At 66.3% G+C, this 25,220-nt stretch carries 22 protein-coding genes; 9 read left to right on the forward strand and 13 right to left on the reverse strand.

Annotated features, from left to right (window positions below; all coding sequences use genetic code 11):
* Positions 1-63: 63 nt before the first annotated feature.
* The 3 genes from ACW7G2_RS06895 to ACW7G2_RS06905 form a co-directional block, all read right to left on the reverse strand.
* Positions 64-2,196, reverse strand: coding sequence for a prolyl oligopeptidase family serine peptidase (locus ACW7G2_RS06895; protein ID WP_456974070.1), 2,133 nt, complete (start codon positions 2,194-2,196; stop codon positions 64-66).
* 79 nt (positions 2,197-2,275) lie between these two features.
* Positions 2,276-2,515, reverse strand: a complete 240-nt coding sequence (locus ACW7G2_RS06900) for a hypothetical protein (protein ID WP_456974072.1) — start codon at positions 2,513-2,515, stop codon at positions 2,276-2,278.
* A 132-nt stretch (positions 2,516-2,647) separates the two neighbouring features.
* Positions 2,648-3,616: a helix-turn-helix transcriptional regulator gene (locus tag ACW7G2_RS06905; RefSeq protein ID WP_456974074.1), complete on the reverse strand. Its 969-nt coding sequence runs from the start codon at positions 3,614-3,616 to the stop codon at positions 2,648-2,650.
* A gap of 102 nt (positions 3,617-3,718) precedes the next feature.
* Here ACW7G2_RS06905 and ACW7G2_RS06910 point away from each other — a divergent pair, with 102 nt between their 5' ends.
* Positions 3,719-4,279: a hypothetical protein gene (locus tag ACW7G2_RS06910; RefSeq protein WP_456974075.1), complete on the forward strand. Its 561-nt coding sequence runs from the start codon at positions 3,719-3,721 to the stop codon at positions 4,277-4,279.
* A gap of 9 nt (positions 4,280-4,288) precedes the next feature.
* On the opposite strand, the gene ACW7G2_RS06915 is transcribed toward ACW7G2_RS06910, so the two are convergent.
* Positions 4,289-5,704: an FAD/NAD(P)-binding protein gene (locus ACW7G2_RS06915; protein WP_456974077.1), complete on the reverse strand. Its 1,416-nt coding sequence runs from the start codon at positions 5,702-5,704 to the stop codon at positions 4,289-4,291.
* Positions 5,705-5,885: 181 nt separating this feature from the next.
* Between ACW7G2_RS06915 and ACW7G2_RS06920 the strand changes: the two genes are divergently transcribed.
* From ACW7G2_RS06920 to ACW7G2_RS06930, 3 genes are all read left to right on the forward strand, one after another.
* Positions 5,886-7,712, forward strand: coding sequence for an SLC13 family permease (locus ACW7G2_RS06920; protein WP_456974079.1), 1,827 nt, complete (start codon positions 5,886-5,888; stop codon positions 7,710-7,712).
* A 22-nt stretch (positions 7,713-7,734) separates the two neighbouring features.
* Complete coding sequence (locus ACW7G2_RS06925; protein ID WP_456974081.1) at positions 7,735-7,962, forward strand: hypothetical protein; 228 nt, start codon at positions 7,735-7,737, stop codon at positions 7,960-7,962.
* A 93-nt stretch (positions 7,963-8,055) separates the two neighbouring features.
* On the forward strand, positions 8,056-8,835 hold the full coding sequence (locus tag ACW7G2_RS06930) for a DUF481 domain-containing protein (RefSeq protein ID WP_456974083.1): 780 nt from the start codon (positions 8,056-8,058) through the stop codon (positions 8,833-8,835).
* Here ACW7G2_RS06930 and hemC read toward each other — a convergent pair.
* The 4 genes from hemC to ACW7G2_RS06950 form a co-directional block, all read right to left on the reverse strand.
* On the reverse strand, positions 8,828-9,757 hold the full coding sequence (hemC, locus tag ACW7G2_RS06935; RefSeq protein ID WP_456974085.1) for a hydroxymethylbilane synthase: 930 nt from the start codon (positions 9,755-9,757) through the stop codon (positions 8,828-8,830). The two genes, ACW7G2_RS06930 and hemC, sit on opposite strands and share 8 nt — an antisense overlap.
* Positions 9,758-9,823: 66 nt before the next feature.
* On the reverse strand, positions 9,824-10,555 hold the full coding sequence (locus tag ACW7G2_RS06940; protein WP_456974087.1) for a LytR/AlgR family response regulator transcription factor: 732 nt from the start codon (positions 10,553-10,555) through the stop codon (positions 9,824-9,826).
* On the reverse strand, positions 10,552-11,553 hold the full coding sequence (locus ACW7G2_RS06945; protein WP_456974161.1) for a sensor histidine kinase: 1,002 nt from the start codon (positions 11,551-11,553) through the stop codon (positions 10,552-10,554). Before ACW7G2_RS06945 ends, ACW7G2_RS06940 begins: the two co-directional genes overlap by 4 nt.
* A 111-nt stretch (positions 11,554-11,664) precedes the next feature.
* Positions 11,665-12,330 carry an alpha/beta hydrolase gene (locus ACW7G2_RS06950; RefSeq protein WP_456974163.1) on the reverse strand — a complete coding sequence of 222 codons (666 nt, stop codon included), beginning with the start codon at positions 12,328-12,330 and terminating at the stop codon, positions 11,665-11,667.
* A gap of 256 nt (positions 12,331-12,586) precedes the next feature.
* Between ACW7G2_RS06950 and ACW7G2_RS06955 the strand changes: the two genes are divergently transcribed.
* The 3 genes from ACW7G2_RS06955 (at position 12,587) to ACW7G2_RS06965 (ending at position 18,442) form a co-directional block, all read left to right on the forward strand.
* A complete protein-coding gene (locus ACW7G2_RS06955; RefSeq protein ID WP_456974088.1) occupies positions 12,587-13,768 on the forward strand; it encodes an alkaline phosphatase in 1,182 nt (393 codons plus the stop codon).
* Between the two features lie 264 nt (positions 13,769-14,032).
* Positions 14,033-16,957, forward strand: a complete 2,925-nt coding sequence (locus ACW7G2_RS06960; protein ID WP_456974090.1) for a TonB-dependent receptor — start codon at positions 14,033-14,035, stop codon at positions 16,955-16,957.
* A gap of 90 nt (positions 16,958-17,047) precedes the next feature.
* The gene (locus tag ACW7G2_RS06965; protein ID WP_456974092.1) at positions 17,048-18,442 is read left to right on the forward strand and encodes a metallophosphoesterase; all 1,395 of its coding nucleotides are present in this window, start codon (positions 17,048-17,050) and stop codon (positions 18,440-18,442) included.
* Positions 18,443-18,537: 95 nt separating this feature from the next.
* Here the strand turns inward: ACW7G2_RS06965 and ACW7G2_RS06970 are convergent, their stop codons facing one another.
* Positions 18,538-19,941, reverse strand: a complete 1,404-nt coding sequence (locus tag ACW7G2_RS06970) for a PQQ-dependent sugar dehydrogenase (protein ID WP_456974093.1) — start codon at positions 19,939-19,941, stop codon at positions 18,538-18,540.
* A 321-nt stretch (positions 19,942-20,262) separates the two neighbouring features.
* Between ACW7G2_RS06970 and ACW7G2_RS06975 the strand changes: the two genes are divergently transcribed.
* Complete coding sequence (locus ACW7G2_RS06975; protein WP_456974095.1) at positions 20,263-20,835, forward strand: NADPH-dependent FMN reductase; 573 nt, start codon at positions 20,263-20,265, stop codon at positions 20,833-20,835.
* Between the two features lie 140 nt (positions 20,836-20,975).
* Here the strand turns inward: ACW7G2_RS06975 and ACW7G2_RS06980 are convergent, their stop codons facing one another.
* From ACW7G2_RS06980 to ACW7G2_RS06995, 4 genes are all read right to left on the reverse strand, one after another.
* The gene (locus tag ACW7G2_RS06980; protein ID WP_456974097.1) at positions 20,976-21,302 is read right to left on the reverse strand and encodes a tetratricopeptide repeat protein; all 327 of its coding nucleotides are present in this window, start codon (positions 21,300-21,302) and stop codon (positions 20,976-20,978) included.
* Positions 21,303-21,505: 203 nt separating this feature from the next.
* On the reverse strand, positions 21,506-22,654 hold the full coding sequence (locus tag ACW7G2_RS06985) for an MFS transporter (RefSeq protein ID WP_456974099.1): 1,149 nt from the start codon (positions 22,652-22,654) through the stop codon (positions 21,506-21,508).
* Positions 22,655-22,766: 112 nt separating this feature from the next.
* A complete protein-coding gene (locus ACW7G2_RS06990; protein WP_456974101.1) occupies positions 22,767-23,243 on the reverse strand; it encodes a hypothetical protein in 477 nt (158 codons plus the stop codon).
* A gap of 98 nt (positions 23,244-23,341) precedes the next feature.
* Positions 23,342-23,872, reverse strand: coding sequence for an outer membrane beta-barrel protein (locus ACW7G2_RS06995; protein ID WP_456974103.1), 531 nt, complete (start codon positions 23,870-23,872; stop codon positions 23,342-23,344).
* A 289-nt stretch (positions 23,873-24,161) separates the two neighbouring features.
* Here ACW7G2_RS06995 and ACW7G2_RS07000 point away from each other — a divergent pair, with 289 nt between their 5' ends.
* Positions 24,162-25,217: a lipid A deacylase LpxR family protein gene (locus ACW7G2_RS07000; protein WP_456974105.1), complete on the forward strand. Its 1,056-nt coding sequence runs from the start codon at positions 24,162-24,164 to the stop codon at positions 25,215-25,217.
* The last annotated feature ends 3 nt before the right edge of the window (positions 25,218-25,220 follow it).

Below are 25,220 nucleotides of genomic sequence, written 5' to 3' on the forward strand. Positions count from 1 at the left end.
CGGTTTCGCGCGCGTGGCGCGCTCCTACGGTCAAAGCCGTCCCCGGGGCGCGGGGACGGAGGGTCAGTCCTTGCCCAGCTGCTGCCACAGGAAGGTGTAGAACAGCGCGTCCATGTGCGCGGCCTGGCGGTTGTTGGCCGCGCCGCCGTGGCCACCCTCGATGTTCTCGTAGTAGCGCACGTCCGCGCCCGCCTCGCTCATCAACGCATGCATCTTGCGGGCGTGGCCGGGGTGCACGCGGTCATCGCGGGTGGAGGTGAGCAGGATCGTGGGCGGATAGTCTTTCTTCGCCGGGTCGAACAGGTGGTACGGCGAGAAGGTCTGGATGTACTCCCACTCCTCGGCGATATCCGGGTTGCCGTACTCGGCCATCCACGAGGCGCCGGCCAGCAGCTTGTGATAGCGCTGCATGTCCAGCAGCGGCACCTGGATCACCACCGCACCGAACAGCTCCGGGTACTGGGTGAGCATGTTGCCGGTGAGCAGGCCGCCGTTGCTGCCGCCGCGGACGCCCAGGTGCTCGGGCGAGGTGATGCCGCGCTCGATCATGTCCTTCGCCACTGCGGCAAAGTCCTCGTAGGCCTTGTGGCGATTCTGCTTCAGCGCGGCCTGGTGCCAGCGCGGGCCGTACTCGCCGCCGCCGCGGATATTGGCCACCGCGTACACGCCGCCACGCTCAAGCCAGGCCTTGCCCACGCCTGCGGCGTAGCCCGGGGTCAGCGAGATTTCAAAGCCGCCGTAGCCGTAGAGCAGGGTCGGGTTGGTGCCATCGGCCTGCATGTCCTTCGGGCGCACCAGGAAGTACGGAACGCGGGTGCCGTCCTCGGAGGTGGCGAAGTGCTGCTCGGCCACGTGGGTGGAGCCGTCGAAGAACTCCGGCATCGACTTCAGCTCTTCCGGCGCGCCGCCGGTGGCCAGATCAGCCAACATCAGGGTGCTGGGGGTGAGGTAATCGGTGACGGTCAGCCACACCGCGTCGGATTCATCGCTGTCCACCGCGCTTACGCCCACGGTGCCCAGCTCCGGGGCGCCTTCAAACGGTGCGCGCGTCCAGCCGTCCTCGCCCGGGGTCAGCACGGTCAGGCGGTTCTTGACGTCGTCCAGCACGTTGATGACCACGTGGTTCTTCGTGATGGTCAGCCCGGCCAGCGAGGTGGTTTCGCTGGGCTCGAACAGCACGTCGAACTCACGCTCGCCGGCCATGTAGCCGTCGAAGTCCGAGACCAGCAGCGAACCGGCCTCGAAGGTCTTGCCGCCCACTTCCCACGGCTCGCGCAGCTCGAAGCCGATCCAGTTGCGCACCGCGAACTTGTTGGCCGAGTTCGGAGCGTCGATCTTGGTGAGCGAACCGTCTTCTCCGCGCAGGTACAGCTCGTCGTTGTAGAACGCCAGGGTGCGGCTGACGAATTCGCGCTCAAAGCCCGGGGTCAGGTCGCGCCGGGCGCTGATATACATGTCATCGGCCTGGCCTTCATAGACCACTTCGGCCGACTCCATCGGCGTGCCGCGCTTCCACTCCTTGACGATGCGCGGGTAGCCGGACTCGGTCATCGAGCCCTCGCCGAAATCGGTGTAGACGAACACCGTGTCGCGATCGATCCAGGCCAGGCCGCCCTTGGCCTCTTCACGGAAGTAGCCGTCTTCCACCCAGGTTTTGTTGGCCAGGTCGAATTCGCGGGTCACGTCGGCGTCGGCGCCGCCGCGCGAGAGCGCGATCAGGCAGCGGTCGTAATCCGGACGCAGGCAGTTGGCGCCGTGCCAGACCCAGTTTTCGTCCTCTTCGGCGTTGAGCGCATCCAGATCCAGCAGCAGCTCCCACTGCGGGGCGTCCTTGCGGTACTCGGCCAGCGTGGTCCGGCGCCAGATGCCGCGCTCGTTGTTCTGGTCGCGCCAGAAATTGTAGTAGTACTCGCCCATCTTCGACACTCCCGGAATGCGCTCGTCGGAGTCGTAGATGGCCAGCAGCTCGGCTTCAAGCCGGCGGAATTCATCGGTATCGGCCAGTTCGGCCTCGGCGACAGCGTTCTGCTCGCGCACCCAGGCCAGGGCGTCATCCCCGGTCACATCTTCCAGCCACTGGTGGGGATCTGCTGCCACGTTGGTTTCTCCCTGGTTGGCCTCGCCTGCTCCGGCGGAACAGCTGGCCAGCCCAACGGCAATCGCCGCGGCGAGGCAGAATCGTGAAATCGGGGACATGCGGCCAACTCCGTTCAGGTGTCAAACCCGAAACGCTAGCACAGGCCGGCCCGGCAGGGATCTGTCTTAAGTTTTCGGCTCAGGCTGCCGCGGGGGATTCCGGTGTCCGGGCAGCAATATCGGCCAGGGCCAACGCCCCCAGCGCAGACAAAGGCATCCCAAGCAGCCACAGCGGCACCCACCCGATCGGCCCGGCCCCGCGCGCCGCGGGCAGCGACGCCATGGCTATCAGGCCGAGGAAAGCCGCCCCCAGCAGGGCTTGCCGCAGGAAGCGGCTGGAGATGATGTCAGCAGGGCACTGGGACGTGGCGTTGCGCATGGCCGGCTCCGGGAAGGGGAAAGTGGTCGATGACCACAGCCTCGCCCTCCCCGGTCGCACGGGCTGCGATCCACGATTCGCACGTAGGTCGGGGCTACGCCCCCGACGCCCCCGACGCCCCCGACGCCCCCGCTATTGCTCGTAGTTGGACAGGGCCAGGGCCAGCAGCGCCCGGGCCTGCTCGCGCAGCGACTGCGGCTCGAGGATGGTGGCGTCGGCGCCGTAGTGCAGTACGTCCATCAGCAGTTCCCGCGGCGAGCTGTAAGGCACCTTCAGCTCATAGCTGCCATCGGCCAGCATCCGGCCTTGCTGCTGCGAGTGCCAGTGCTCGTCGGCCACCCAGCGCGCGGCGCGCTGGTTGAACAGGATCGTGGCCCAGCCGCGCGGTTCGCCGGAGAAAATCCCGTAGCTGCCGGTGAGGTGGCGATCAAGATCCTCCTCCTCGATGTCGCGGGCAGGCTGATCCAGCATCCGGGCTTTGCTGATCCGGTCCACCGAAAAACTGCGCAGACCCTCGCGCTCCTGGTCCCAGGCGTCCAGATACCAGTTGCCGCGGTAATGGGTGACGCGCTGCGGCGATACCGTGCGCCGGGTTTTCTGGTCGGTGGAACGGGCCTCGTATTCGAACGCCAGCTGCCGGCGCTCGAGCACCGCCGAGCACACGAAGCGGAACGCCTGTTCGTCCATCCGCCGGCTGTGATGCGGGATCACCCGGACACGCTCCACCGGCCACTCCTTGCCGGTGGAATGGGTGTTGAGCAGGGTCTCGATGCGCTGCTGCAAAGGCGCCAGCGCGCTGGAAAGCACCCCGCCTGCGCTGCGCGACAGCAACTGCTGGGCCGCCAGCAGTGCGTGCAGCTCGTCCGAGCTCAGCCACAGCCCCGGGAGCTCAAAACGCCCGCCTTCCTCAGGCTCGTAGCGGAAGCCCGCCTCGCCATCGCCGGTAATCGGCGCCATCAGCGCGTCCCGCAGGAAGGCCAGGTCACGGTAAACCGTGGCCCGCGAGCAGCCCAGATCGTCCTGCAGCCACGCCACGGTGACCGGGAGGCGGGCGTTCTTGAGCGTGCGGTGCAGCGAAAGGATGCGTTCGTATCTGTCCATGGGCTGATTATGGGCAAATTTCCGCGCTGGCAGGGCGGGATGTCCCCAAGCCGGGCCCAACCGCGTAAACAAGGGCAACCCTTACAGACGGAGCCTCCCTCCATGCGTCAGCTCTTCACCCTCGCCGGCGTGGCCGCACTGCTGTTTGCCGCCGCGGCCATGGCATCGCCCCGCGACGACGTGACCCGCGCCGTCGGCAAGCTGGCCGACGCCACCAGCTACGTCATCCATATTGACGCCCCGCAGACAGGCGCGGCCGGCCAGATCGAAATGCAGTACGTCGCCCCCGACCGCTACCGGATGATGATCCCGGGCGCGCCGGCGCAGACCATCATCGGCAACCAGGTCTATATGGAGATGGGCGGGCGCGTCATGCGCGTGCCGCTGCCGGCCGGCACCCTGAACCAGATGCGCGACCAGGCGCATATCCGCGAAACCCAGGAAAACGCGCAGATCGAGTCCGCCGGTAGCGATGTCCTCGACGGCACCCCTGCCAGCAAGTACCGGATCATCCACCCCGACCAGCCGGGCACCGAAGTCATGCTGTGGGTCGACAGCAGCGGCTGGCCGCGGCAGATGCAGGTGGATGGTGGCGACGGCTCCGCGACGATGCGCTATTCGCGCTTCAACGATCCGTCGCTGACGATCCAGGCTCCAGACTGAGCGACCGGCTCAGCGGCCGTGCAGATGCTTCTGCACGGCCTTCGCCACGGCCTGCGCCTGCCCGCGCAGGTCGGGCATGGCGATGGTTTCCCACAGGTCGCCGATGCGCAGCACGCCCAGCGTCCACAGCCCGGGGACCGGCTCGCCGTTGGCGCCCAGCACCGCACCATCGCCGTTGGTAGCGGCGCCCATGCGATGCGGGCCCGGCCGCATCAGCCCGCGGGCCTGCAGGTTCGCCAGCAGTCCGGTACCGCCTTCGATGCGCTTGTCCATGCCCAGCGCGTTGACCAGCACATCGGCCTTGAAATCCCGCACCTGGTCCTCGCCGCGCGGACGCCAGGAAATCTCCAATGGCGACCCCGCTTCCACCGCCACCAGGCGGCCGGCGACACGCTGCAGCCGCCCGGCCCCGGTCGCGGCCTGCAGCCGGCCTGCCGCTTCCGGCGCGATCCGATGGCGGTGTATATCCCAGTGACGCACCAGGTGACGCAGGAAGCGGCGCTGTCCGGCTTCATCCAGGCTGGTCCACAGGGCCTGCACGTGCGGACGCAGCGCATCCATCACCCCATGCCAGGGTCGGCCCTGCGCCACTTCCGTTGCGGCCAGCGCGCGCAGGGTGCGGGTGCGGGCGCGCAGGTCCATCGCCAGCAGGCGGTCGATGTCGATCTTCGCCGGGGGCGCCGGTGCGGCATGCGCCAGCGGCATCAGCCCGCTGCGGGACATTGAAACGATACGTCCACGGTGGCCGTTGGCTTCCAGGCTCAGCACCACATCCACCATGCTCAGGCCGGCACCGAGGATGCACACGTCGGCATCGGCGGGAATGGCGGCCACCGCGGGATAATCCCAGGCCTGGATGGTGGCCTCATCGTCATCGCGGCAACCCGCCCCCAGCGGCAGGCGCGCCGGCCGGTTGCCGACCGCCAGCACCACGGCCGCGGCTTGCAGCCGCCCGCCAGAGGCCAGCTCAACCTCGAACCCTGCGTCCACCGGCGCCACGTCCACAGCGGCATCGGTGATGCGGCTCAGCCGCTCCTGGTTCGGGCGGCCGCTGAGCACCGCTTTCAAATAGCGTGCATAGGCCATGCGCGGCATGAAGCGGGCAGCCAGGGCCGCTTGGCCTTCATCGGCCTGACTCTCATCGGCTTGGCCCTCGGCAGTGTGTTCCGGCAGACCGCGCAGGAAATCCACGAAATCCGCGGGCGCCTCGTCAAATGCGCTCATTCCGCTGGCGCGCACGTTCAGCAGATGCTCGCCGCGCCGGGTCGAGTACGCCACGCCTTCGGCCGCCGCCGGACGGGCTTCCACCAGCGCCACGCGGCAGCCGGCCGGGCTGGCGTCCAGCAACCGGGCCGCCACCAGAGCGCCACTGGCACCGCCGCCAATGATGACGACATCGAAACGCGAACACTCCGGACTGGCCAAGCAACCCCCTTCTGCAGGGCAGGAAAACGGGGAGTATCCCACCGGCCCGCGGCGCGGATCCACAGCCGCGGCAGGGCGACCGCAACGCATCCGCGTTACACCCGGCACGCCTGCGGATATCCTTGCCCTTGTTTGCCGGGGGCCCACAAGGGCGGAAAGGCATGTTTCCGGATGTGGATGAATGGATCTGCCGCTTAGCCTGTTGATCACGATCGCCGTCATGCTGGTGGCGATATACCTGTTCATCACCGAAAAGCTGCGCGTGGATGTCGTGGCGCTGCTGGTGATGACCGCGCTGTTGGTACTGGGCGTGCTCAGCGTGCCCGAAGCGCTGTCGGGCTTCAGCAACCAGGCCACGGTGATGGTGGCCTGCATGTTCGTGCTCAGCGGCGCGCTCAAGGCCAACGGCGCGCTGGTGGCGATCGGCGATCTGCTCTCGCGCATCCGCTGGCGCTGGCTGTTCCTGCTGGTGATGCTGGGGCTGGTGGTCAGCGTGGCGGCCTTCATCAACAACACCGCCACGGTAGCCGTGTTCCTGCCGCTGGTGCTGGTGGCCACGACGGCCAACGGCTGGGCCCCGTCCAAATTCCTGATCCCGCTGTCCTACATTTCCCAGACCGCGGGCGTGTGCACGCTGATCGGCACCTCCACCAACCTGCTGGTCGATTCGATGGCCCGCGACGCGATAGGGGTCGGCTTCACGATTTTCGAATTTGCGCCGCTGGGCATCATTTTCGTCGGCATCTGTTCGGTGTACCTGCTCACCGTGGGCTGGTGGATCCTGCCCAACCGCGGCACGGCCAAACCCGGTGAAACCGAGCACGTGGGACGCTTCATTGCCGAGCTGGTTGTACCCACGGAAACGCCCGTCATCGGCACGTCGCCGCGCAACGCACTGCCCGACAGCGCCGATGACGTGGAGCTGCTCGAAGTGCTGCGCAACGGCGTGGCGCAGCGCGACCCGGACGTCACCATCCAGGCCGGCGACCGGCTGCTGCTGCGTGGGCACTGGCCGCGGATCGAGTCCGCGCGCAAGGCGATGAAGTGCAAGTTCGACCGCGTGCCCAAGGCGCCTGACCGTGCACCACCGCCCACCCCGGACACGGCGGAAGGCGAGAAAGCGAAGGAAGCCGAGGGCGCGCGTCACGAGCGGCTGCACGTGGAGGCCATGGTTGCACCCGGCTCGCACCTGATCGGCCGCACCCTGTACGGCATGCGTTTCGCCCATACCTACCGCGCCCGCGTGCAGGGCATCCACCGCCGCCAGCTGGCCATCCGCGTGCCGCTGGACCGGGTGCCGCTGTCGGTGGGCGACGTGCTGATGCTCGATGCCCCGGCCGACGCGATCGACGCGCTGCGCTCCGACCCCGGCATGATCGTGCTGGGTGAACGCGCACAGCAGCGCGTGGCGCCGCGACGGGCCATCATTTCGGCGCTGATCATGTTCGCCGCGATCGGGGTGGCGGCGCTGGGCTGGCTGCCGATCGTCGCCTCCGTCCTGGTCGGCTGTCTGGCGCTGGTGGCCCTGCAGCTGATGACGCCGGATGAAGCCTACGAATCGATCGACTGGCAGGTGATCCTGCTGCTGGCGGGCATCATCCCGCTGGGGATTGCTCTGCAGAAAACCGGTGGCGCCACCATGGTGGCCGACCTGCTGCTGAACGTGCTGGGCCCCTATGGCCCGCTGGCCACGCTGGCGGCGATCTACCTGATGACATCGATCCTCACCGAGCTGATGAGCAACAACGCCTCGGCGGTACTGGTGGTCCCCATCGCCCTGGCGACAGCCGAATCGATGGGCGTAGATGCCAAGCCGCTGCTGATCGCGGTCGCGTTTGCCGCCTCCACCAGCTTTGCCACGCCGATCAGCTACCAGACCAACACCATGGTCTACACCGCCGGCGGCTACCGGTTCAGCGACTTCGTGAAGGTCGGCATGCCGCTGAACGTGATCTTCTGGATCTCGGCGATCATCCTGATCCCGCGGTTCTTCCCGTTCTATCCGTGATGGGTGGCAGGGGACAGATGGCATGAAAACCCTGAACCGGATCATCCGCCTGCTGATGCTGATTGGCGGCACCTGCGGCGCGGTGGCCTGCCTGTGGGCGCTTGTGGACCCATCGATCATCACCGGCTCCGGCGGACTGGTGGCTTCCCACGCGCCCTCGCCGCGCTGGCGCGCCGCTTTCGGACTGGTGTTCTCGATCGGGCTGGTGCTGTTTGGCAGCGGTGCGCTGCGCCACCGCAAACTGCCCTGACACCGCCCCCGGCCGGCAGGCACATTTGGGGCTATCACCGGGCTCGCGCATAATGGCCCGTTCGCACGTGATCACCCAGGTCCCTTCCCCGCCATGCGCCAACGCTTGCTGCTCGCCCCCCTCGCCATTGCCTTCATAGCTCCCGTATTTGCGCAGGACGCGCCCTATCCCGGCGCCGAGTCTCCGGTATGGTCCGCCACCGGTGAGATGGGCTTTGCCATGACCCGCGGCAACCGGGATTCGGAGAACCTCAACACCCGCCTGCACCTGGTACAGGAAGACTCGCGCAGCAAGCACCAGCTGACCCTGTCGGCGCTGCGCGCCAAGGCGGATGTGACCGTGGTGGACGCCGACGGCACCTCGCGGACCGACTACCAGACCAGCGCCAACCGCTACCAGATCGGCGGCAGCACCTCGATCAAGGTCGACCAGGTGCACAACTGGTTCGGCGCGGCGCGCTACGAGCGCGACGACTACGCGACCAATGACTACCAGGGCACGTTTTCGTTCGGTTACGGCCACCACTTCTTCAACGACGACAACACGTTCCTGCTGATGGAAGTGGGACCCGGTTACAGGCGCGCACGCGAAGCCAGCACCGAGGAAGTCAACAGCGACTACATCGTGCGCGGGCTGATGGACTTCGGCCGCAACCTGACCGACAACACCCGCCTAAGCAACACCCTGCTGGTGGAAGCGGGCAGCGACAACACCTTTGCCCAGAACGACCTGGGCCTGACGGTGGCGATGAACGATGCGCTTGCGTTGAAGGCCGGGCTGCAGTTCCGCCACAACAGCGAGGTGGACGAGAGTGCCGGCATCAAGCGCACCGACACCCTGAGCACGATCAACCTGGTCTACACCTTCAAGTAAACGCCCGATCCGCCGGCGGCAGCAGCTCGCCGGCGCCACGCGCAAGCAGCATTTCCGCCACCTCACGGCCAAGCGCCTCCCGGGTGCCGGCGGTGCCAACGGCTTCGGCCCGTACCTGGCGGCCAGTGCTGGCATCGCCCACCATTCCCTGCAGCGCAAGTCGCTCCCCATCCAGGGTGGCCATGGCGGCCACCGGCACGTGGCAGCTGCCGTGCAGGGCACGGTTCATGGCCCGCTCGGCCTCCACGCAGGTGCGGGTGTGGGCGTCGTCCACGGCGGTGAACAGTTCCGCCAGCTCCGGGGTGTCATCACGGCACTCGATCGCGATCGCGCCCTGTGCCGGTGCCGGCAGCCACTCCGGCGCGTCCAGGCGGCTGCGGATGCGTGCCTCAAACCCCAGCCGCTGCAGGCCGGCGCAGGCGAGGATGATGGCGTCGTACTCGCCCGCGTCAAGCTTGGCCAGGCGGGTATTGACGTTGCCGCGCAGGTCGCCGGGCTGGATATCAGGCCGCAGCGCGCGCAGCTGCGCTTGGCGCCGCAGTGAGGAAGTGCCTACCCGCGCGCCCTGCGGCAGCGCCGCCAGCGACTCATGGTGCACGCTGACGAAAGCATCGGCATGATCGGCCCGCGCCAGGATGGCCGGCAGGGCAAAGCCGGGCTCCAGCTCCATCGGCACGTCCTTGAGCGAGTGCACGGCGCAGTCGGCCTCGCCGCGCTGCATGGCCAGCTCCAATTCCTTGAGGAACAGTCCCTTGCCGCCAATCGCGGCCAGCGAGCGGTCCAGGATCTCGTCGCCGCGGGTGGACATGGGCACCAGCTCCACCTCCAGGCCGGGATGCGCCTGGCGCAGGCGATCGGCGACGTATTCGCTCTGCCAGAGGGCAAGCGGGCTTTTTCGGGTGGCAATGCGGAGGGTTTTCATGCGTCTATTATCGCCGCGGCCGGACGCCGCGGCCACGTCACGCGGTTTCGCGCGCGTGGCGCGCTCCTACAGGTGCTGGATGGCGTCGCGGACCTGGGCGGCGCAGCGGCGGCTGACTTCCAGCGGGGCAGCCACATTCCGCAGCACGACCACCGACTGGCCATCGGGCTCGCGACGCAGTTCCATCAGGAAGTGGCGCGACACCAGGCAGTTGCGGTGGATGCGCAGGAAGCGATCGCCGAATTCGGTCTCCAGCGAGCGCAGGGATTCCTCGATCAGGTCCTCGCCGTTGGCGTGATGGACCACCACGTACTTCTCGTCGGCCTGCAGGTAGTAGATGTCATCAATCGGGATCAGCCGCAGGCTGCCGCGCAGTCGGGCGCACAGATGGGTGCGCTCGCGCTCCTGTCCGGACAGACCGGCCGCCTGGTCGCGGCCCAGATTGAAGGTGCGGGCACGCTCGACAGCCGCCTCCAGCCGTTCCGGGCGCACCGGCTTGACCAGGTAATCCACCGCCGCGGCCTCGAAGGCCTTCAGGGCGTGGGCATCGTAGGCGGTGCAGAACACGACCGCCGGGCGCGGCTCGAACGCCGCCAGGTGGCGGGCCACCTCCAGCCCGTCGATCCCCGGCATGGCGATGTCCAGCAGCACCAGTTCGGGCCCAAGTTCGGCACAGGCGTGCAGGGCGGCCGGCCCGTCGCCGACTTCCGCCACCACCTCCACCCCTGGAAGCCTGGACAGCAGCCCGCGCAGGCGCTCGCGTGCCAGCGGCTCGTCATCGACGATCACGACTTTCATTTCCCCTCTCCTGCGACGCTGGCCCCCTCCAGCGGCAACTCGATCTCACACGCATAGTAGCCAGCGGACCAGCCACCCGCCATCCGCGCCCTCGGCCCGAATGCATATCCCAGCCGATGGCCGATGCTGCGCTGCGCATGTCCTGCACCGCGGCCTGCCCGGTCGGGCGGCGGCGAGGGGTTGCGCACGCGCACGAGCAGCAGGGAAAACGATGCCTCGATGCTGATTTCAACCAGCCCGCCCTGGGGCAAGCGGGAAATGCCATGCAGCACGGCGTTCTCCAACAGCGGCTGCAATACCAGGCGCGGCATGGACAGGTCCCATGGCAACTGGCCGGTCCGCTGCCAGCGCACCTGCAGCCTGTCGCCCATGCGCAGCTGCTCGATGGCCAGGTATTGCTCGGCCAGCTCCACTTCGCCAGCCAGGGTGGAGTCCACTTCACCGGCCTCGAGGGCGGCACGGAACAGGTCCGAAAGATCCAGCACGGCGCGCTCAGCCAGCTCGGGATTGCGCGGCAACAGTCCGGCGATCATGTTCATGCTGTTGAACAGGAAGTGCGGCCGGATCCGCGCCTGCAGCGCATCCGCCTCGGCGCGGGCGCTGGCACTGACCTGGGCCTGCCAGCGATCGGTGACATAGAAATAACGCAGCGCCAGCGCAGTGATCAGCGCAACCACGCCGCTCGACCCCATGACGAATCGCCGCAGCGATGGCCAGGTCCAGTCCTCCGCGCCGCTGCCCACGCTGACGAACAGACCATGCACCACCGCGGCCGCGATGCCCGCCACCAGCGCTGCCAGTGCCACCGCCGCCAGGGCGCCGATACGGCGGGGGAAGCGTGACAGGAACCGCCGAGACAGACACAGCAGCACCGATACCGCCAGCGCCAGCCACAGCGCATATCCGCTGGCCGAGAGGAAGCGGCCAAGCGTCCAGCCCGGCGCGCCATCCGGCATCATCGCCACCACCACGACCACCAGCTGGGCCAGTCCCAGCATGGCCGCCAGGCGCGGCAGCCGGCACAGGTCCGGCAGCCACGACGGGCCGCCGCCGATGTCGAAGTCCGTGCCGCCTTCTCCCAGCGCTTCTCCCCTGCGCCGGTCCATGATTCAGCCTTCCGCCAGGCGCGCGTTGAACCAGTTGCCGAGGTCGCGGATCTCCTCGCCGCAGACCGAATGCTGCATCGGGTACACGTGCCAGTCCACGTCGAAACCCAGCCGCCGCAGCAGCGCCGAACTCTGCTTGCCGGCCAGGTACGGCACCACGGGATCCTCGCTGCCGTGGGCCATGAACACCGGTTGGCGCTGCGCGCCTTCCACCAGCGCCGTTTGCGCGCCCTGGGCTGTCGGCATGTAGGTGGACAGGCCCACCAGCCCGGCCAGCGGCTCGCTGCGCCGGAGCCCGACGGCCAGGGTCACCGCCCCGCCCTGGGAAAACCCGGCCAAGATGATCCGCGAAGCGGGAATGCCGCGCTCCTGTTCGCGGGCAATCAGCGCTTCCACCTGGGTGACCGACTCGGCCACGCCCTGCTCATCGGCGCGGTTGGCCAGGTCGAGCTCGCGGATGTCATACCAGGCGCGCATCGGCGCACCGCCGTTGATGGTGACCGGACGGACCGGCGCATGCGGGAACACAAACCGGATCGCGGGCCATTCCCTGCGCACCAGCTCCGGTATCAGCGGCACGAAATCATTGCCGTCGGCACCAAGGCCATGCAGCCAGATCACCGTCCAGCGCGGGCCCGGGCCGGTTTCACGCTCGATGGTCTCAAGCAGCGCAGTCGCGTCCAATCCACTCTCCTCAGCCGATCGGGCACCGTCGCCCGTGATCCGGCTGATTATGGCATCCGTCCCTGCCGGGCCCCGGGCCGCAGCAATGCCGGAAAGCATGGTGACGGCGTTGATGCTGATCTTCATGGCTGTATTCCCGGCGACTTCGTCCCGAAACAATGCGCACGCACACTTGCGGGTCAGCCCGGGGCCGAAGGCAATTTCCGCCCCGCCGCCCTACCCGTTCCCACAGGAGTTCCAGATGAGCCATCGCTCATTCCCACGGCTGCGTGCAGCCCTGCTGATTGCGGCCACCTGCGCCTTTGCCAATGTATATGCCGCTGATGGCGACACCGCTGCGGGCCAGGAGCCGCGCGCAAAGAATGTCATCGTCTTCCTGGCCGACGCGGCCGGCGTGCCCACCGTGCATGCGGCGAGCCTGCACGGGTATGGCGAGCCGCTCAGCCTGCATGTCCAGCAGTGGCCACACCTGGGCCTGAGCGAAATGTCACCGGTGGACCAGTGGAAATCCGACTCGGCCAACGGCATGTCTTCGATCATGACCGGGGTGAAGACGCGCAACGGCGTGATCAGCCAGGGGCCGGACGCCGTGCGCGGTGAGCGCGACGGCACGCCGATGAAGACGGTGCTCGAATACGCCGAAGAGCGCGGACTGCGCACCGGCGTGATCAGCACCCAATCGATCGCGGACGCCACCCCCGGCGCCACCTATGCCCACTCCAACGACCGCGGCAAGCAGGGCGAGATCTTCATGCAGGCATTCACTCCGCGCTATGGCGACGGCGTGGACGTGCTGATGGGCGCCGGGCGTGAGCGCATCGGCGGCCTGCTGGCCGAGGCCGGTACCGGCTTCGACGCGCTGGCCCGCCGGCACGACCGGCCGATCTACGCCTCCCTGGAGGAAGTGGATGCATCCAATCCACGCCCGGTAGTGGTGGCCGACAGTCTCGACGTGCACGCCGCCACCCTGCGCGCTCTGGACCTGCTGCAGGATTCTCCGGAAGGGTATTTCCTGATGGTCGAATGGGATGCGCACACCGACGACGTGCGCAAGGGACTGCAGAACGTGGTTGATTTCGACCGGCTGATGGCCGAGGTCGAGCAGCGCGTGGACCTGGACGACACCCTGCTGCTGTTCACCGCCGATCACTCATTCGGCCTGCAGGTGGATGGTGGCCAGCGCGGCGAGCCGCTGCTGGCCGGTTATGAGGAATGGAAGGCCGCGGGTCAGAAGGACGACGTGGTCCGGCTGAAGAACGTGATGATCAACCGCACCCATACCGCGGAAGAGGTGATGGTGCTGGCCACCGGCGCCGGCGCCCATCGGGTGCGCGGTTATTTCCCCGGCACGCAGCTGTTCAACGTGATGCTGGATGCATGGGGATGGACCCCCGATGGACGCGCGGACCACACGGCGGATTGACCGCGGGCGGGAAGCCTGCGGTCACGGGAGGCATTATGCCGGCGTGCGAAAGCACGCCGGCTTTTCGCGTGTCCCGGATAATTCACCCATTACCCTCACTTGGCCATGAAGTTAATAAACTGTAATACCCTTGGCATATTCACCCCATAACGTAGCAGCCCTGCCGGATGGTCCGGTTCAACTAGGGGTGCAGTCGTGGTTCGTAACAATGCAAAGTCGGCGCTGTTCTGCGCCGTAATGTTGGCCCTGGGCGTGTCCGCGCCCGTGGGAGTCGCCCTCGCGGATTCGGATGCGCAACTGCGTGGCGTCAGCGTGGAGCAGGCCGGCGAGATCTCCGGCGTGGTGCGCGATGGCCAGGGAGGCTTCCTGCGCGGTGTCGAGGTCCGCGTCCAGGGTATGGATGTGGTGGCCGTGACCGACTCGGAAGGACGCTTCCTGCTGCGCCGGGTGCCCGAGGGCGCCCATACGATTGAACTCAGCTACGTCGGTCGACCGACCCGGCGGGAGAGCGTGACGGTGGTAGCCGGCGCGCTTGCAACCGCCAACGTGGTGGTAGGCCAAACGGGCCTGGAAGGCGACCTGGCTACCCTCGACGGCATCCAGGTGCGTGCTTCCCGCCCGCAGGCCGAGTCCGAGGCCATGGCGCTGCAGATCCAGCGGTCGTCCAATGCGCTGGTGAACGTGGTCGCCGCTGACTCCATCGGCCATTTCCCCGATCAGAACATCGCCGCGGCGCTTGGCCGCCTGCCCGGCGTCGCAGTCGAGCGCGACCAGGGCCAGGAACGCGCCATCAGCCTGCGCGGGGCACCCTCGCGCTGGAGCACGATCTCCTTCGATGGCGTCAACGTGATCGCCCCCGGTGGCAAGAGCGCGCGCACCGACACCATCCCCTCGGGGCTGGCGAACTCGGTGATCGTGCGCAAAGCGGTGACCGCCGACATGTCCGGTGAGACGCTGGCCGGCAACGTCGACATCATCACCCGCAGCGCGTTCGACTACGACGGGCTGCAGACCTCGCTCAACACCGGCATCGGCTACAACGACCTGGGCGGCGGCCGCCAGTACGACATCAGCGGGTTCATCTCCAACACGTTCGCCGACGGCCTGTTCGGCGTTGCGCTGACCGCCTCGAAATACGAGCGCGAGATGATCACCGACAACTTCGAGACCGACTGGGAGATGGCCTCGGAGGACCGCGAGCCGGGCAACGAGAGCCGGGCCTGGGCCGACGCGCACCAGAACAAGCTCTATCGCCTGACCCGCGGCAACACCGCGGTTGCCGGTCGGTTCGATTTCCGTCCGTCGGATGACCACCGGTTCTTCCTGAGCAGCATCCACACCGAGTTCACCGACGACGAACTGCGCAACGCGATGGAGTTCGACTTCGACGACGGCGCGGTGCGCACGGACCGGGCTGCGGCGACCCGCGGTTACGCGGACGTACGTACCGGCAACACACCGATTGAGGGCACCATCTACGGGGTGGAGCTGGACAGCACCCTCAACATCAACAGCACCGCCCAGAGCATCTTCACCAATACCCTGGGTGGCGACCAGCGCTTCGGCGAGTGGGATGCCTCGTGGCGGGCGAACTACACCGAGTCCAAATCCGAACACGGGCCGTCCTTCAACTCATCCTGGCGCAGCCCGCGGCCGGGCGGCGTGGTGGACTACAGCCTGCGTCCGACGGTCGAGTACGACTTCACCGACCGCGAGCGCCACGGCGTGCGGCTGTACGACACCATCGTCAATCCCGACGGAAGCTTCTCGCGGGGCGACTACAAGCGCTCGCTCGATCCGCAGGACTACGAGTTCGTGTACCTGCGCTCCACCTCGCGCCTGCAGGACAGCCGTTCGCGCAGCGGCCGGCTGGACCTGAGCCGGGCGATGGACCTGTTCGGACAGGCATCGGACATCCAGTTCGGCGTGCAGTACGACAAGCGCAGCAAGGAAGACACCCGCCACGTGCTGGAGATCCTGCCCGGCACGCTGACCGCCGCGGGTGTGCAGCTGCCCTCGCCGTCGGACTACTCGATCGACCGACCCTACAAGGGCAAGTTGCCGCTGGGCTATGCCTTCCGTTATTTTTCCGAGGCCGAGGCAAGGAAGCTGTGGTCGGGCCTGCATGGGCAGGGCCTGAGCAACGTCCGGGCCGGTGACGCGGAAACCAACAATTACCGGGTCACCGAGGAAGTCCTGGCCGCCTATGCGATGGCCACCACCTGGTTCGACTGGGGCAACATCGTGACCGGCGTGCGCGTGGAAACGGTGGACAACACCGGCGAGGCGCTGGTGGAGTACGACCACGGCTTCGAGCCGGTGCGCGTGTCCGGCAGCGACACCGTGGTGCTGCCCAGCGTGCACCTGAACTGGGACATCAACGATGAGCTCAAGCTGCGCCTGTCGGCAAATACCGGCGCCGCGCGTCCGGACTTCACCCTGCTGCGGCCGAACTTCAGCGTTGACGACGAGGAGCGTGTTGTCAGTGGCGGCAACCCGGACCTGGGGGCGGAGAAGGCCGTGGGCCTGGACGCCTACCTGGAGTGGTATCTGCCGTCGGGCGCGTTCTTCTCGGTCGGCGCTTACTACAAGTGGCTGGACGACGTGCTGTTCGACATGGAGTTCTCGCGCTTCGGCAGCGACGTGCTGGACCAGCCCGGCCTGGACCGCTCGGAGTACATCTTCGAGACCACGGCGAACGGCGGCAAGGGCCACCTGGCCGGCTTCGAGGTGGCGTTCTCGCAGACCTTGGAGCCGTTTGTCGAGCGCTGGGGGCTGCCCGAGTGGGCAGCTGGCTTCGGCGTCCGCGGCAACATGACCTTCAACGACAGCGAGACCGAAACCCCGGACGGGCGCAAGGTGTCCCTGCCGGGTTCGTCGGACTTCATCTACAACGTGGCCCTGTCGTACGAGCGTTACGGCCTGTCTACCCGCCTGAGCTGGCAGCACCGCACCGAGTGGATCGACGGCATTGGCGACGGCGACTACCTGGGTGACACCTACTGGGACAAGGTGGGGCGGCTGGACTTCAAGGCCAGCTACCGCTTCAACCCGAACACCGAGGTGTTCCTGGAGGCCAACAACCTCCTCAAGGAGCCCGGCATCCGTTACGACGGCGCACGCTACCGCGTGTCCGAGTACGAATCCTTCGGCGCACGCTACATGGTTGGGCTGCGGCTGAACTTCTGATTGGCATGGATATCCCGACCGGGCAGGAGCCCGGCCGGGATGCAATGGTCCATTGAGTCACCAACCCACATCAGGCTTCGAAGGAAACCCATGAAACGTTTTGCTCTTGCCGCCCTCGCCTCGGCGCTGCCGCTGGCCGCCCTTGCCCCGGCGCACGCCCAGGCAATGCCCATCGAAACCGCTGCCGAAGTCCGCCAGGACTGGGCGCCGGGCGGGCGTCCCGATCGTGTCGTGCTGACGCCCGGTGCGGATGCATCCACCGGGCTGGCCGTCTCCTGGCGCACCGATGCCCGCCAGACCGAAGCGCTGGCCGAGATCGCCCCGTCGATCGGCACCCCGGCGGTGGAGGCCAATGCCCGCGCAGTGCGCGGCGTCACGGCGTCCGGGACCGAACGGGGCGGCCAAGGCCTCTATCATTCCGTGCGCTTCAGCGGGCTCACTCCCGGCCAGGCCTATGTCTATCGCCTGCGCGGGGCTGACGGCTGGTCTGAGTGGCACACCCTGCGCACGGCCGAGACCGAGGTGGCGCCGTTCCGCATCCTTTACGTCGGGGACACACAGAACAACATCCTGGCCAAGGGATCGCGCACCCTGCGCCAGGGCCTGCTGCGCAGCGCGCCGGACGTGATGGTGCACGCCGGCGACCTGACCGGGCGTTCGCACGACTGGGAGTGGGGCGAGTGGACTGCGGCGGGCGGCTTTGCCTACGCCATGGTTCCGCAGATCCCGGCAGCCGGTAACCATGAATACAGTTCCGGCGACGACGACAAGCGGGTGCTCGGCCCGCTCTGGTCCGTCCAGTTCACCCTGCCCGGCAACGGCGTGCAGTCAGGCGCGGCCCAGCCCACCAGCTACTACACCGACTACCAGGGCGTGCGCTTCATCGTCCTGGACGGCACCGCAGCGCTGGGACTGGACGCGCTGGACGAGCAGACCACGTGGCTTGAGAGCACCCTGGCTTCCAGCCAGGCGCACTGGAACGTCGTGGTCCAGCACCAGCCCATCTATACGTGTGCCCGCGTGCGCGACACCGAAGTGCTCAAGGCTGCCTGGGAGCCGATCTATCGCGCCCATGACGTGGACCTGGTCCTGCAGGGGCACGACCATTGCTACAGCCGCGTCACCGACGCGGAAGGCGCAGCCGTCTCGCAGCAACAGCGTGAGGCCGGCCAGCCGCAGGGCCCGGTGTACCTGGTGTCGGTTGCCGGTTCGAAGATGTATGGCCTCAACGACCGCGCCGGCCACCAGCCTGATCGCGTTGCCGCCGACACCCAGCTGTACCAGGTGATCGACGTGGACCGCGACCAGCTCACGTTCCGCGCCTACACGGCGACGGGAGAGCTCTACGATGCCTTTGACCTGCAGCGTCTGGAAGACGGCTCGAATCGATTGATCGATGCACCGGTCGCGCTTCCGCCGGTGCGGCTGTGCCGGGATGGGACTGGCCCAGACGGCGGAAAGTGTCTGGGGTCGCCGCGCAGCTGAGCGCGGCGCGAGAGGTCGGGACAGCCCTTGCTTTCTACCCCACTTCGTTAACGCCGCCCCGCCAAAAAGAGGGGGCGGCGTCGAGACGCTGTACTTCATGGTGTTTTGTTGTTGTCGTACGTCACGCGGAAGATAGTGCCGTTGGCGTCGTCGCTCACCAGGAGCGCGCCTTCCGAGTCGACCGCGACCCCTGCAGGGCGGCCCCAGACCCGGTCGTTGTCCAGCACGAACCCGGTCATGAAATCTTCGTAGGCACCTGTCGGTCGCCCGCCGGACATGCGCACGCGTACGACCTTGTAACCGGTGATGTCGGGGCGGCTGTGTGAGCCGTGCAGCGCTACGAAGGCATCGCCGCGATAATCGGCCGGGAATCCCTCGCCATCGTGAAAGGCCACGCTCAGCGCTGAGGAATGGGCCTGGAACAACACGTCGGGCGCGGTCACCTTGCCTTCCAGGTCGGGTCGTTGCCCAGCCCGTGCCGGATCTTCCCGGCCGTCGAGATAGAACCAGGGCCAGCCGTGGAAGGAGCCCTCATCGATGCGCACCATGAAGTCCGGCGTGACATTCGGACCCAGGTGGTCACGTTCGTTCACAACGCACCAGAGATGTCCGGTGGCCGGCTGCACCGTCATGCCGGAACAGTTGCGCAGGCCGGTGGCGTAGTTGCGCGCGAGCTTGCCATCAAGGTCGAAGACACGGACCACGCCGCGGTCCTTTTCCTCGCCCCAGGCCGCACCGAGGCCATCGGTCGCTTCATGCGCGCGAATCTGTGTCGGCGTCATTTCGGGCATGCCGCCGACGCCGAGATTCGATGCAGAACCCACGGAGAGGAACAGGCGCTCGCCATCAGCGGAGACCGCGAGGTCACGGGTCCAGTGCCGCTTGGTCGGGATGCCATCGATGATCACTTCCGCCGGGCCCGCGGCCCTGGCCTCACCGCTGCGGTATGGGTAGCGAACGACCTGGTTGGCCGCCGCCACGTAGACGTGGGTGGGGTTGGATGCCGGCACGAAGGCGATGCCGTAAGGCCGGTCCAGGTCCGTGGCAAAGGCTTCCGGCGTCGGCGTACCGCCCTGCCCCTTTCGGAACACGAGCACGCGCCCCGCGCCGCTCTCGGCAAGGAAGATGTCGCCGTTGGGCGCCACACGGAGCGTGCGCGGCTGTTTGAAACCGGTGGCAAACACCTCGGCAGTAAAGCCGGCCGGCACCTCGGGCACTGCCCCTGATGGCGCCGGGACCACCTCCACGTTGCCGGCGACCGAACCCTCCGGGTCCATGCCCGTCGCAGGGGCCGGGATGTCCGCCGCGCGGATATGCCGGATCGCACCGGGCGCGTCATCTGACCAATCGCTGAGTACCGCCGCCGCGCCGGAGTCGCTGCGTGCGTCAGTTCCAGCGGTGTTGCGCACATCGCCGCCATGTGCGCATGCCGCCAGGATCAGGACGACCAGCGGCAGGGACGCGAAATGGGCCAGTCGCGGCGGGTTGGAAGCGTTCATTCGTGTTCTCCTCGGAGTGGGGGCGCCGACTTGGTGCGCGATTTCCGCCGGGGAGGCCGATCGATCCCGACTCGAGCAGGCACGGCAACCCCGATCCTCTGAAAGGCGGCGTCATCGCAACGTGATCACGATGGCCACGGGCGTTGGGTAAACCGTGCCACGCTCAAGGTAAGTGCCATCACCTTCGGGCTTGAGCTTGCCAGGATCGGTATCGCTAGCCTCGAAAGAAGCTAAGCGCTTTTTGAACAAGAAATGCGATAGGTTCTCTGAGGCATCGGTTTCCCACCCGCTGCGAGCCAACTCACAACCTTGGAGATGACAATGAAGACCTACAAAGTGGGCTACCTGGTCGGTAGCCTTGCGTCCGGATCGATCAATCGCAAGCTCGCCAACGCGCTGTTCAAGCTGGCCCCGGAACAACTGCAGTTCCAGGAGATCCCGTTCAAGGATCTGCCGCTGTACAGCTATGACTACGATGACGACTACCCCGAGGTCGGCCGCAAGTTCAAGAAGGCGATCGAGGACTCGGACGCGATCCTCATCATCACCCCGGAATACAACCGGTCGGTGCCGGGCGCACTCAAGAACGCCATCGATTGGGCCAGCCGGCCCTGGGGCACGAACTCGTTCGCCAACATCCCTTCAGGCGTGATCGGCACCTCACCGGGCTCAATCGGCACCGCCGTGGGCCAGCAGCACCTGCGCAGCATTCTGGGTTTCCTGAACTCGCCGCAGATGAACGCCCCGGAGGCTTACATCCAGTTCAAAGACGGGATGATCAACGACTCAGGTGAGATTGCGGACGATTCGACTGCGGAATTCCTTCGTAACTACCTCAAAGAGTTCCACGAATTTACTGCTCGGGTCCTGACTGTTCTTCCGAGAGGCGCCTGACTGCGCGGGCGCCGATACTTTGGTATCGGCGCTCTGTGCCCCATCAGCCATTGTTATGGATATGCGTGGGACAGCAGCTGCGAGCCCAGTTCGTTGGCGATTACATTTTGCCGACTTCGTGGCGGCGCTGGGCACCATAATCAGGGCTGCAGGCGTTTTGGCTTATCCAGCCTTTTCAAAAATACCGTCATGACCTTGGCTGCCTGGACATCTCCTTTCCTTTCTGCAGCTGCCAGACCCTTTTCCCAAGCCTGGCGCGCTGCGGTGAGATTATCCATTCCCAGCTGTGCCTTTCCAAGAAGGTTCCATCCAGCCGAGTAACCTGGGTCTTGGCTTACACATTCGTCCAGATGAGCAACCGCCTGTGCGTAGTCTTTGGCGTCAAGATGATGCTTCCCCAGACTGAACCTCAGTAGCGCCGAATCACGGCCCTTGGCAAGCATCGCCTCAAGCTGTCCAACATCCATTCTTATATCCTGAAAGAAAACCTGATAATTGTCACCTTTGGTGGAGTCCCGGTCAAAGCGCTCTGGTGCCGGGCTTCAACCTTGAAGCGCTCGTTCGACTTCGGTTTGACCGAAAGCGTACGATCCAATTTTGTTTTGACGGGTTCCCAACCTGCCGGGAAAAACTACCTCGCAGGCTGCAGCAAAGTTTTTAAAAATGAAAATCAAGCGTGCCCCTGCTCCCGAAAAGACTGGCGGGCCAACACCACCATGACGCCAGCAACCACGGCCATGCCCACTGCCACCGTGGCCCAGCCGGCACCCGTAGCCAGCAGGCCGGCGATGGGCGGGCCTGCCAACATGCCGACATTGTGCCCCTGCATCGCCAGTCCCAGAGTTGCGCCTACCAGCGCCGGCGTGGGCGCGAAGTCCGGAGCACTATCGGTGATGACTACGGGAATCAGGCCGGACAGCAACGCAAAGACAATGGCCAGGCCTGCCATGACCAGCCACGGCAGGTTTGCAGCCAGCACTCCGAAGCCAAGCAGGGCCAGGCTGATGAAGGCCACACCAAGGATCCGTGATGGGCGGCGCCCTGCTGCGAGAAGAAAGCCGGCAAGAATATTTCCCGCCGCGCTTGCCGCAACGGCTATGCCGGAAATCACGCCGGCCACGTTATGGCTCAGCCCATAGCGCTCCATCAGGAGCGAGGGCAGGAAGCCAAAGACGATAAAGAAAAACATGCCGAAGGCACCGAACAGGATGGCCAGTACCCAGGGCCCCCTGGCGGAGAGCGTCTGTTTCAGCTGCTGCGTGATTGATTGTTGGGGGCTTGAATCCGTCTGCGGACACGAGATGGTCAACGCGAAAATGACTGCGTACGCCGCGAGGATGGCCGCATTGAGCAGCCAGAAGCCGCGCCACTGCAGAACCCCAAGCAGCGGGGAGGACAGCATCACAACGGTCATCCCAACCGGCATGAAGGTGGACCAGACGGCGATGGCTCGCTTCCGGATATCAGCGGCAACGATCATGAAGATCAAGGTGGGTGCAGCCACCTGTACAGCCATGAAGCCCAGCCCCTCGATGACGCGGGAGAGCATCAGCAGCTGGATTCCGTGCGAATAGCCTCCCAGCGTTGAGCCGATCGCCTGGATGATCAGACCCCCGATGATCATCCGCTTGATGCCGAGCCTGCTTGCGGCCAAACCAAGCGGCGCTCCGAAGACAGCTCCAACGATGGCGAATGCGGAAATCAGCCAGGAGGCGACCGCGAGGCTCAGGCCCAGATCCAGTTGCACAGCGCTCAAGGCCATGGGTGCCTTGCCAACTTGGAATGCGGAAACCACGCCCGCTCCTGCAATCAGCAGCACGGCGCCCCATCCGGCCCCCTGCTGCCTGTTGTTTCCGGTATCCGATACGACCGATCTGCTCGTCACTTGATCACGTCCTTTTTCTGATCCTTGTTCGTCACTGAAGCGTCGCTCAACGGGCTCGCACGTCCGGATTGGACGGAGACGCAAGCCACGCCAGCAGCCGCGACCGCGGCATCAGGCTCGCGTTCACGCAGCGCATGACTGCCTCCAGCCTCTCACGCTGCGATCGAGGTGCACGGGCACTTGTCCGACAATGTGCTTCAGCCCGCTTGATCGTCCGCGCATGTATCCACTCATCCGCGCTGATGCCGCCCGGGCCGAACGCGAGGATGCCAAACAGTCCCAGGGTGAACACCGCGGTCGCGGAAAAATGCAGCCAGGCCGCCTGTGTAGCGAAGCTCCAGGGCATTGCCAGCAGCGCCATCACCCCTGCGACGCCAAGCACCCCCGCTACGTAGCGGGCCTTGAAGCCGGCCAGGAGCAACAGTGCCCCTGCCCAGGCCAGAGGCTCAGGGCCTATCGGGGACGCCACCAGCAGCACCGTGGCAGCCATCAACCGCAGCAGAAATACCGTGAAATCGCTCATCTACCCCTCCGATGGAAAAAATTGGGCCGCGGCAGGAGGCGGAGACTCTTCCTGCCGCGGCCCGGTGCCGGCCACCGCGGCCGGCGTCCCTGCCTCGCTCAGAAGTCGAAGCGCACTTGGATCTGGGCGGAGTCCACGTCGATCCGGTCCATCTCGAACCGCGTGTACTCGCCGCGCAGTGCCACGCGGTCGTTGAACCGGTACTGCAGGCCCACGCCGTACAGGGGATCGGTACCGTCATCCTTCACGGTGCCGGTCAGGCCGGGGATGGCGGTGTCCAGGTCCCAGCGCTGCAGGCCTGCCTTTGCATAACCCGAGAACTTGTCAGTGAAGGGCAGGATGCCCACCGCGCTCAGGTACACGGAGCTGGGCTCGAGTGCGATGCCGCCTCCGTCCGGCTTGAGCTTGCCGAAGTCGGTATAGCCCGCCTCCAACGCAAAATTCCGGTGGAACTGATAGCCGCCAAAGACCGAGAACGCGGTGTCCTCGTCGTCATAGCGACCCTCGTCAACCAGGCCCGCGCCAACGCCGGCACCGGCGTAGAAACCGGTGTCCTGTGCCTGGGCGGAAAATGCGGCCATGCCCAGCAGCAGGGCTCCGATGGTGGTGGTCAAAAGCTTGGTACGCATGACACTCTCTCCTGAAAGGGGTCGGGCTCCGTGGGCCCGCTGCGATGGGCCAGCTGCGGGATGCGGCTGGGCTGCCACTGCGAGTTGCAGAAGAGGTTAATCGTTTTGAAAATGAAGTTAAATGGAATACAAAGAACTGATTGTTTCCATTTTTGGGCCTAATAAAGCAGCGCCAAGCCCCAACACTGTTCCGCAGTCCGCGCGCTCCTCATTAAAAAAACCGCGCCTTATGCCGAAATCAGGACGCCGGACGATCTGCTGACCCTTGTTCCCGACCTGGACTGATCCCATGGCATATCGACCGATCCTCACCAGTGCGCTACTGCTTCTCGCTTCCGCCCTTGCCCCTCCCGTTGCATTCGCGGCGGACACTACCGGAGCGGGCGCCTCCGGCCCGATCGTCAACCTGCGCATCGACAACGACATGTTCGCCGGCGACGACCAGGGCTATACGAGCGGCGTGCAGTTCACCGTGGTCTCGCCCAACCTTTCAGGGCCGGCGAGCGGCGACAACCTGCCGCGGCTGCCGGGCTGGCTCGACAACAAGCTCGCGTTTCTCCACGGCAGGAACGAGGACGCGGAGCAACGCAATCTGGTGCTGCGCATCGAACAGCGCATCTACACGCCGGAAGATCCCACCCGAACCGACCCGATCAAAGACGACCGTCCGTACGCCGGCACGCTCATGGCGACGCTTGGCTACAACGTCCGCAGCGGCGACAGCATGCACACCACCCTGCTTGGCGTAGGCATGCTCGGGCCGGCCTCGGGGGCCAGGCAGTCGCAGCAGTTCATCCACGACCTGATCGGCTCCGACAAGTTCCAGGGCTGGGAGCATCAACTCGGCAACGAGCTGATGCTGGGCTTGCGCCACGAGCGCGCCTATCGGCTCGGTACCTGGGACCTGGGCAGCGGAAGGCTGCAGCACGACGTGATCACGCACTGGGGCGGCGCCATCGGCAACCCGATGACCAGGCTCAACGGCGGGTTCGAGCTGCGCCTGGGCCATGATCTACCCGACGACTTCGGCTCAAGCCCGGTGCGGCCGTCCGGTGATAACACCGCGCCGCTCGACAACGGCGGCTCCGGCCCGGGCTGGGCCTGGCACGCCTTCCTCGCGGTAGATGGCTACTGGTCCATCCATGACCCGTCGCTGGACGGCAACCTGTTCCGCAGCAGCCACAGCGTCGACAAGGACCCGCTCGTGGCGGAGGCCGCAGTGGGCATCAGCATCACCAGGGGGCACTGGAAGCTCGCGTTCGCCCGCTACTTCCGCACCCGCGAGTTCAGCGGCCAGCGTGAGCGCCCGAAGTACGGAAGCATGACCATCAGCCGGGCGTTCTAACCG

This window comes from Luteimonas sp. A277 (genome assembly GCF_054052045.1).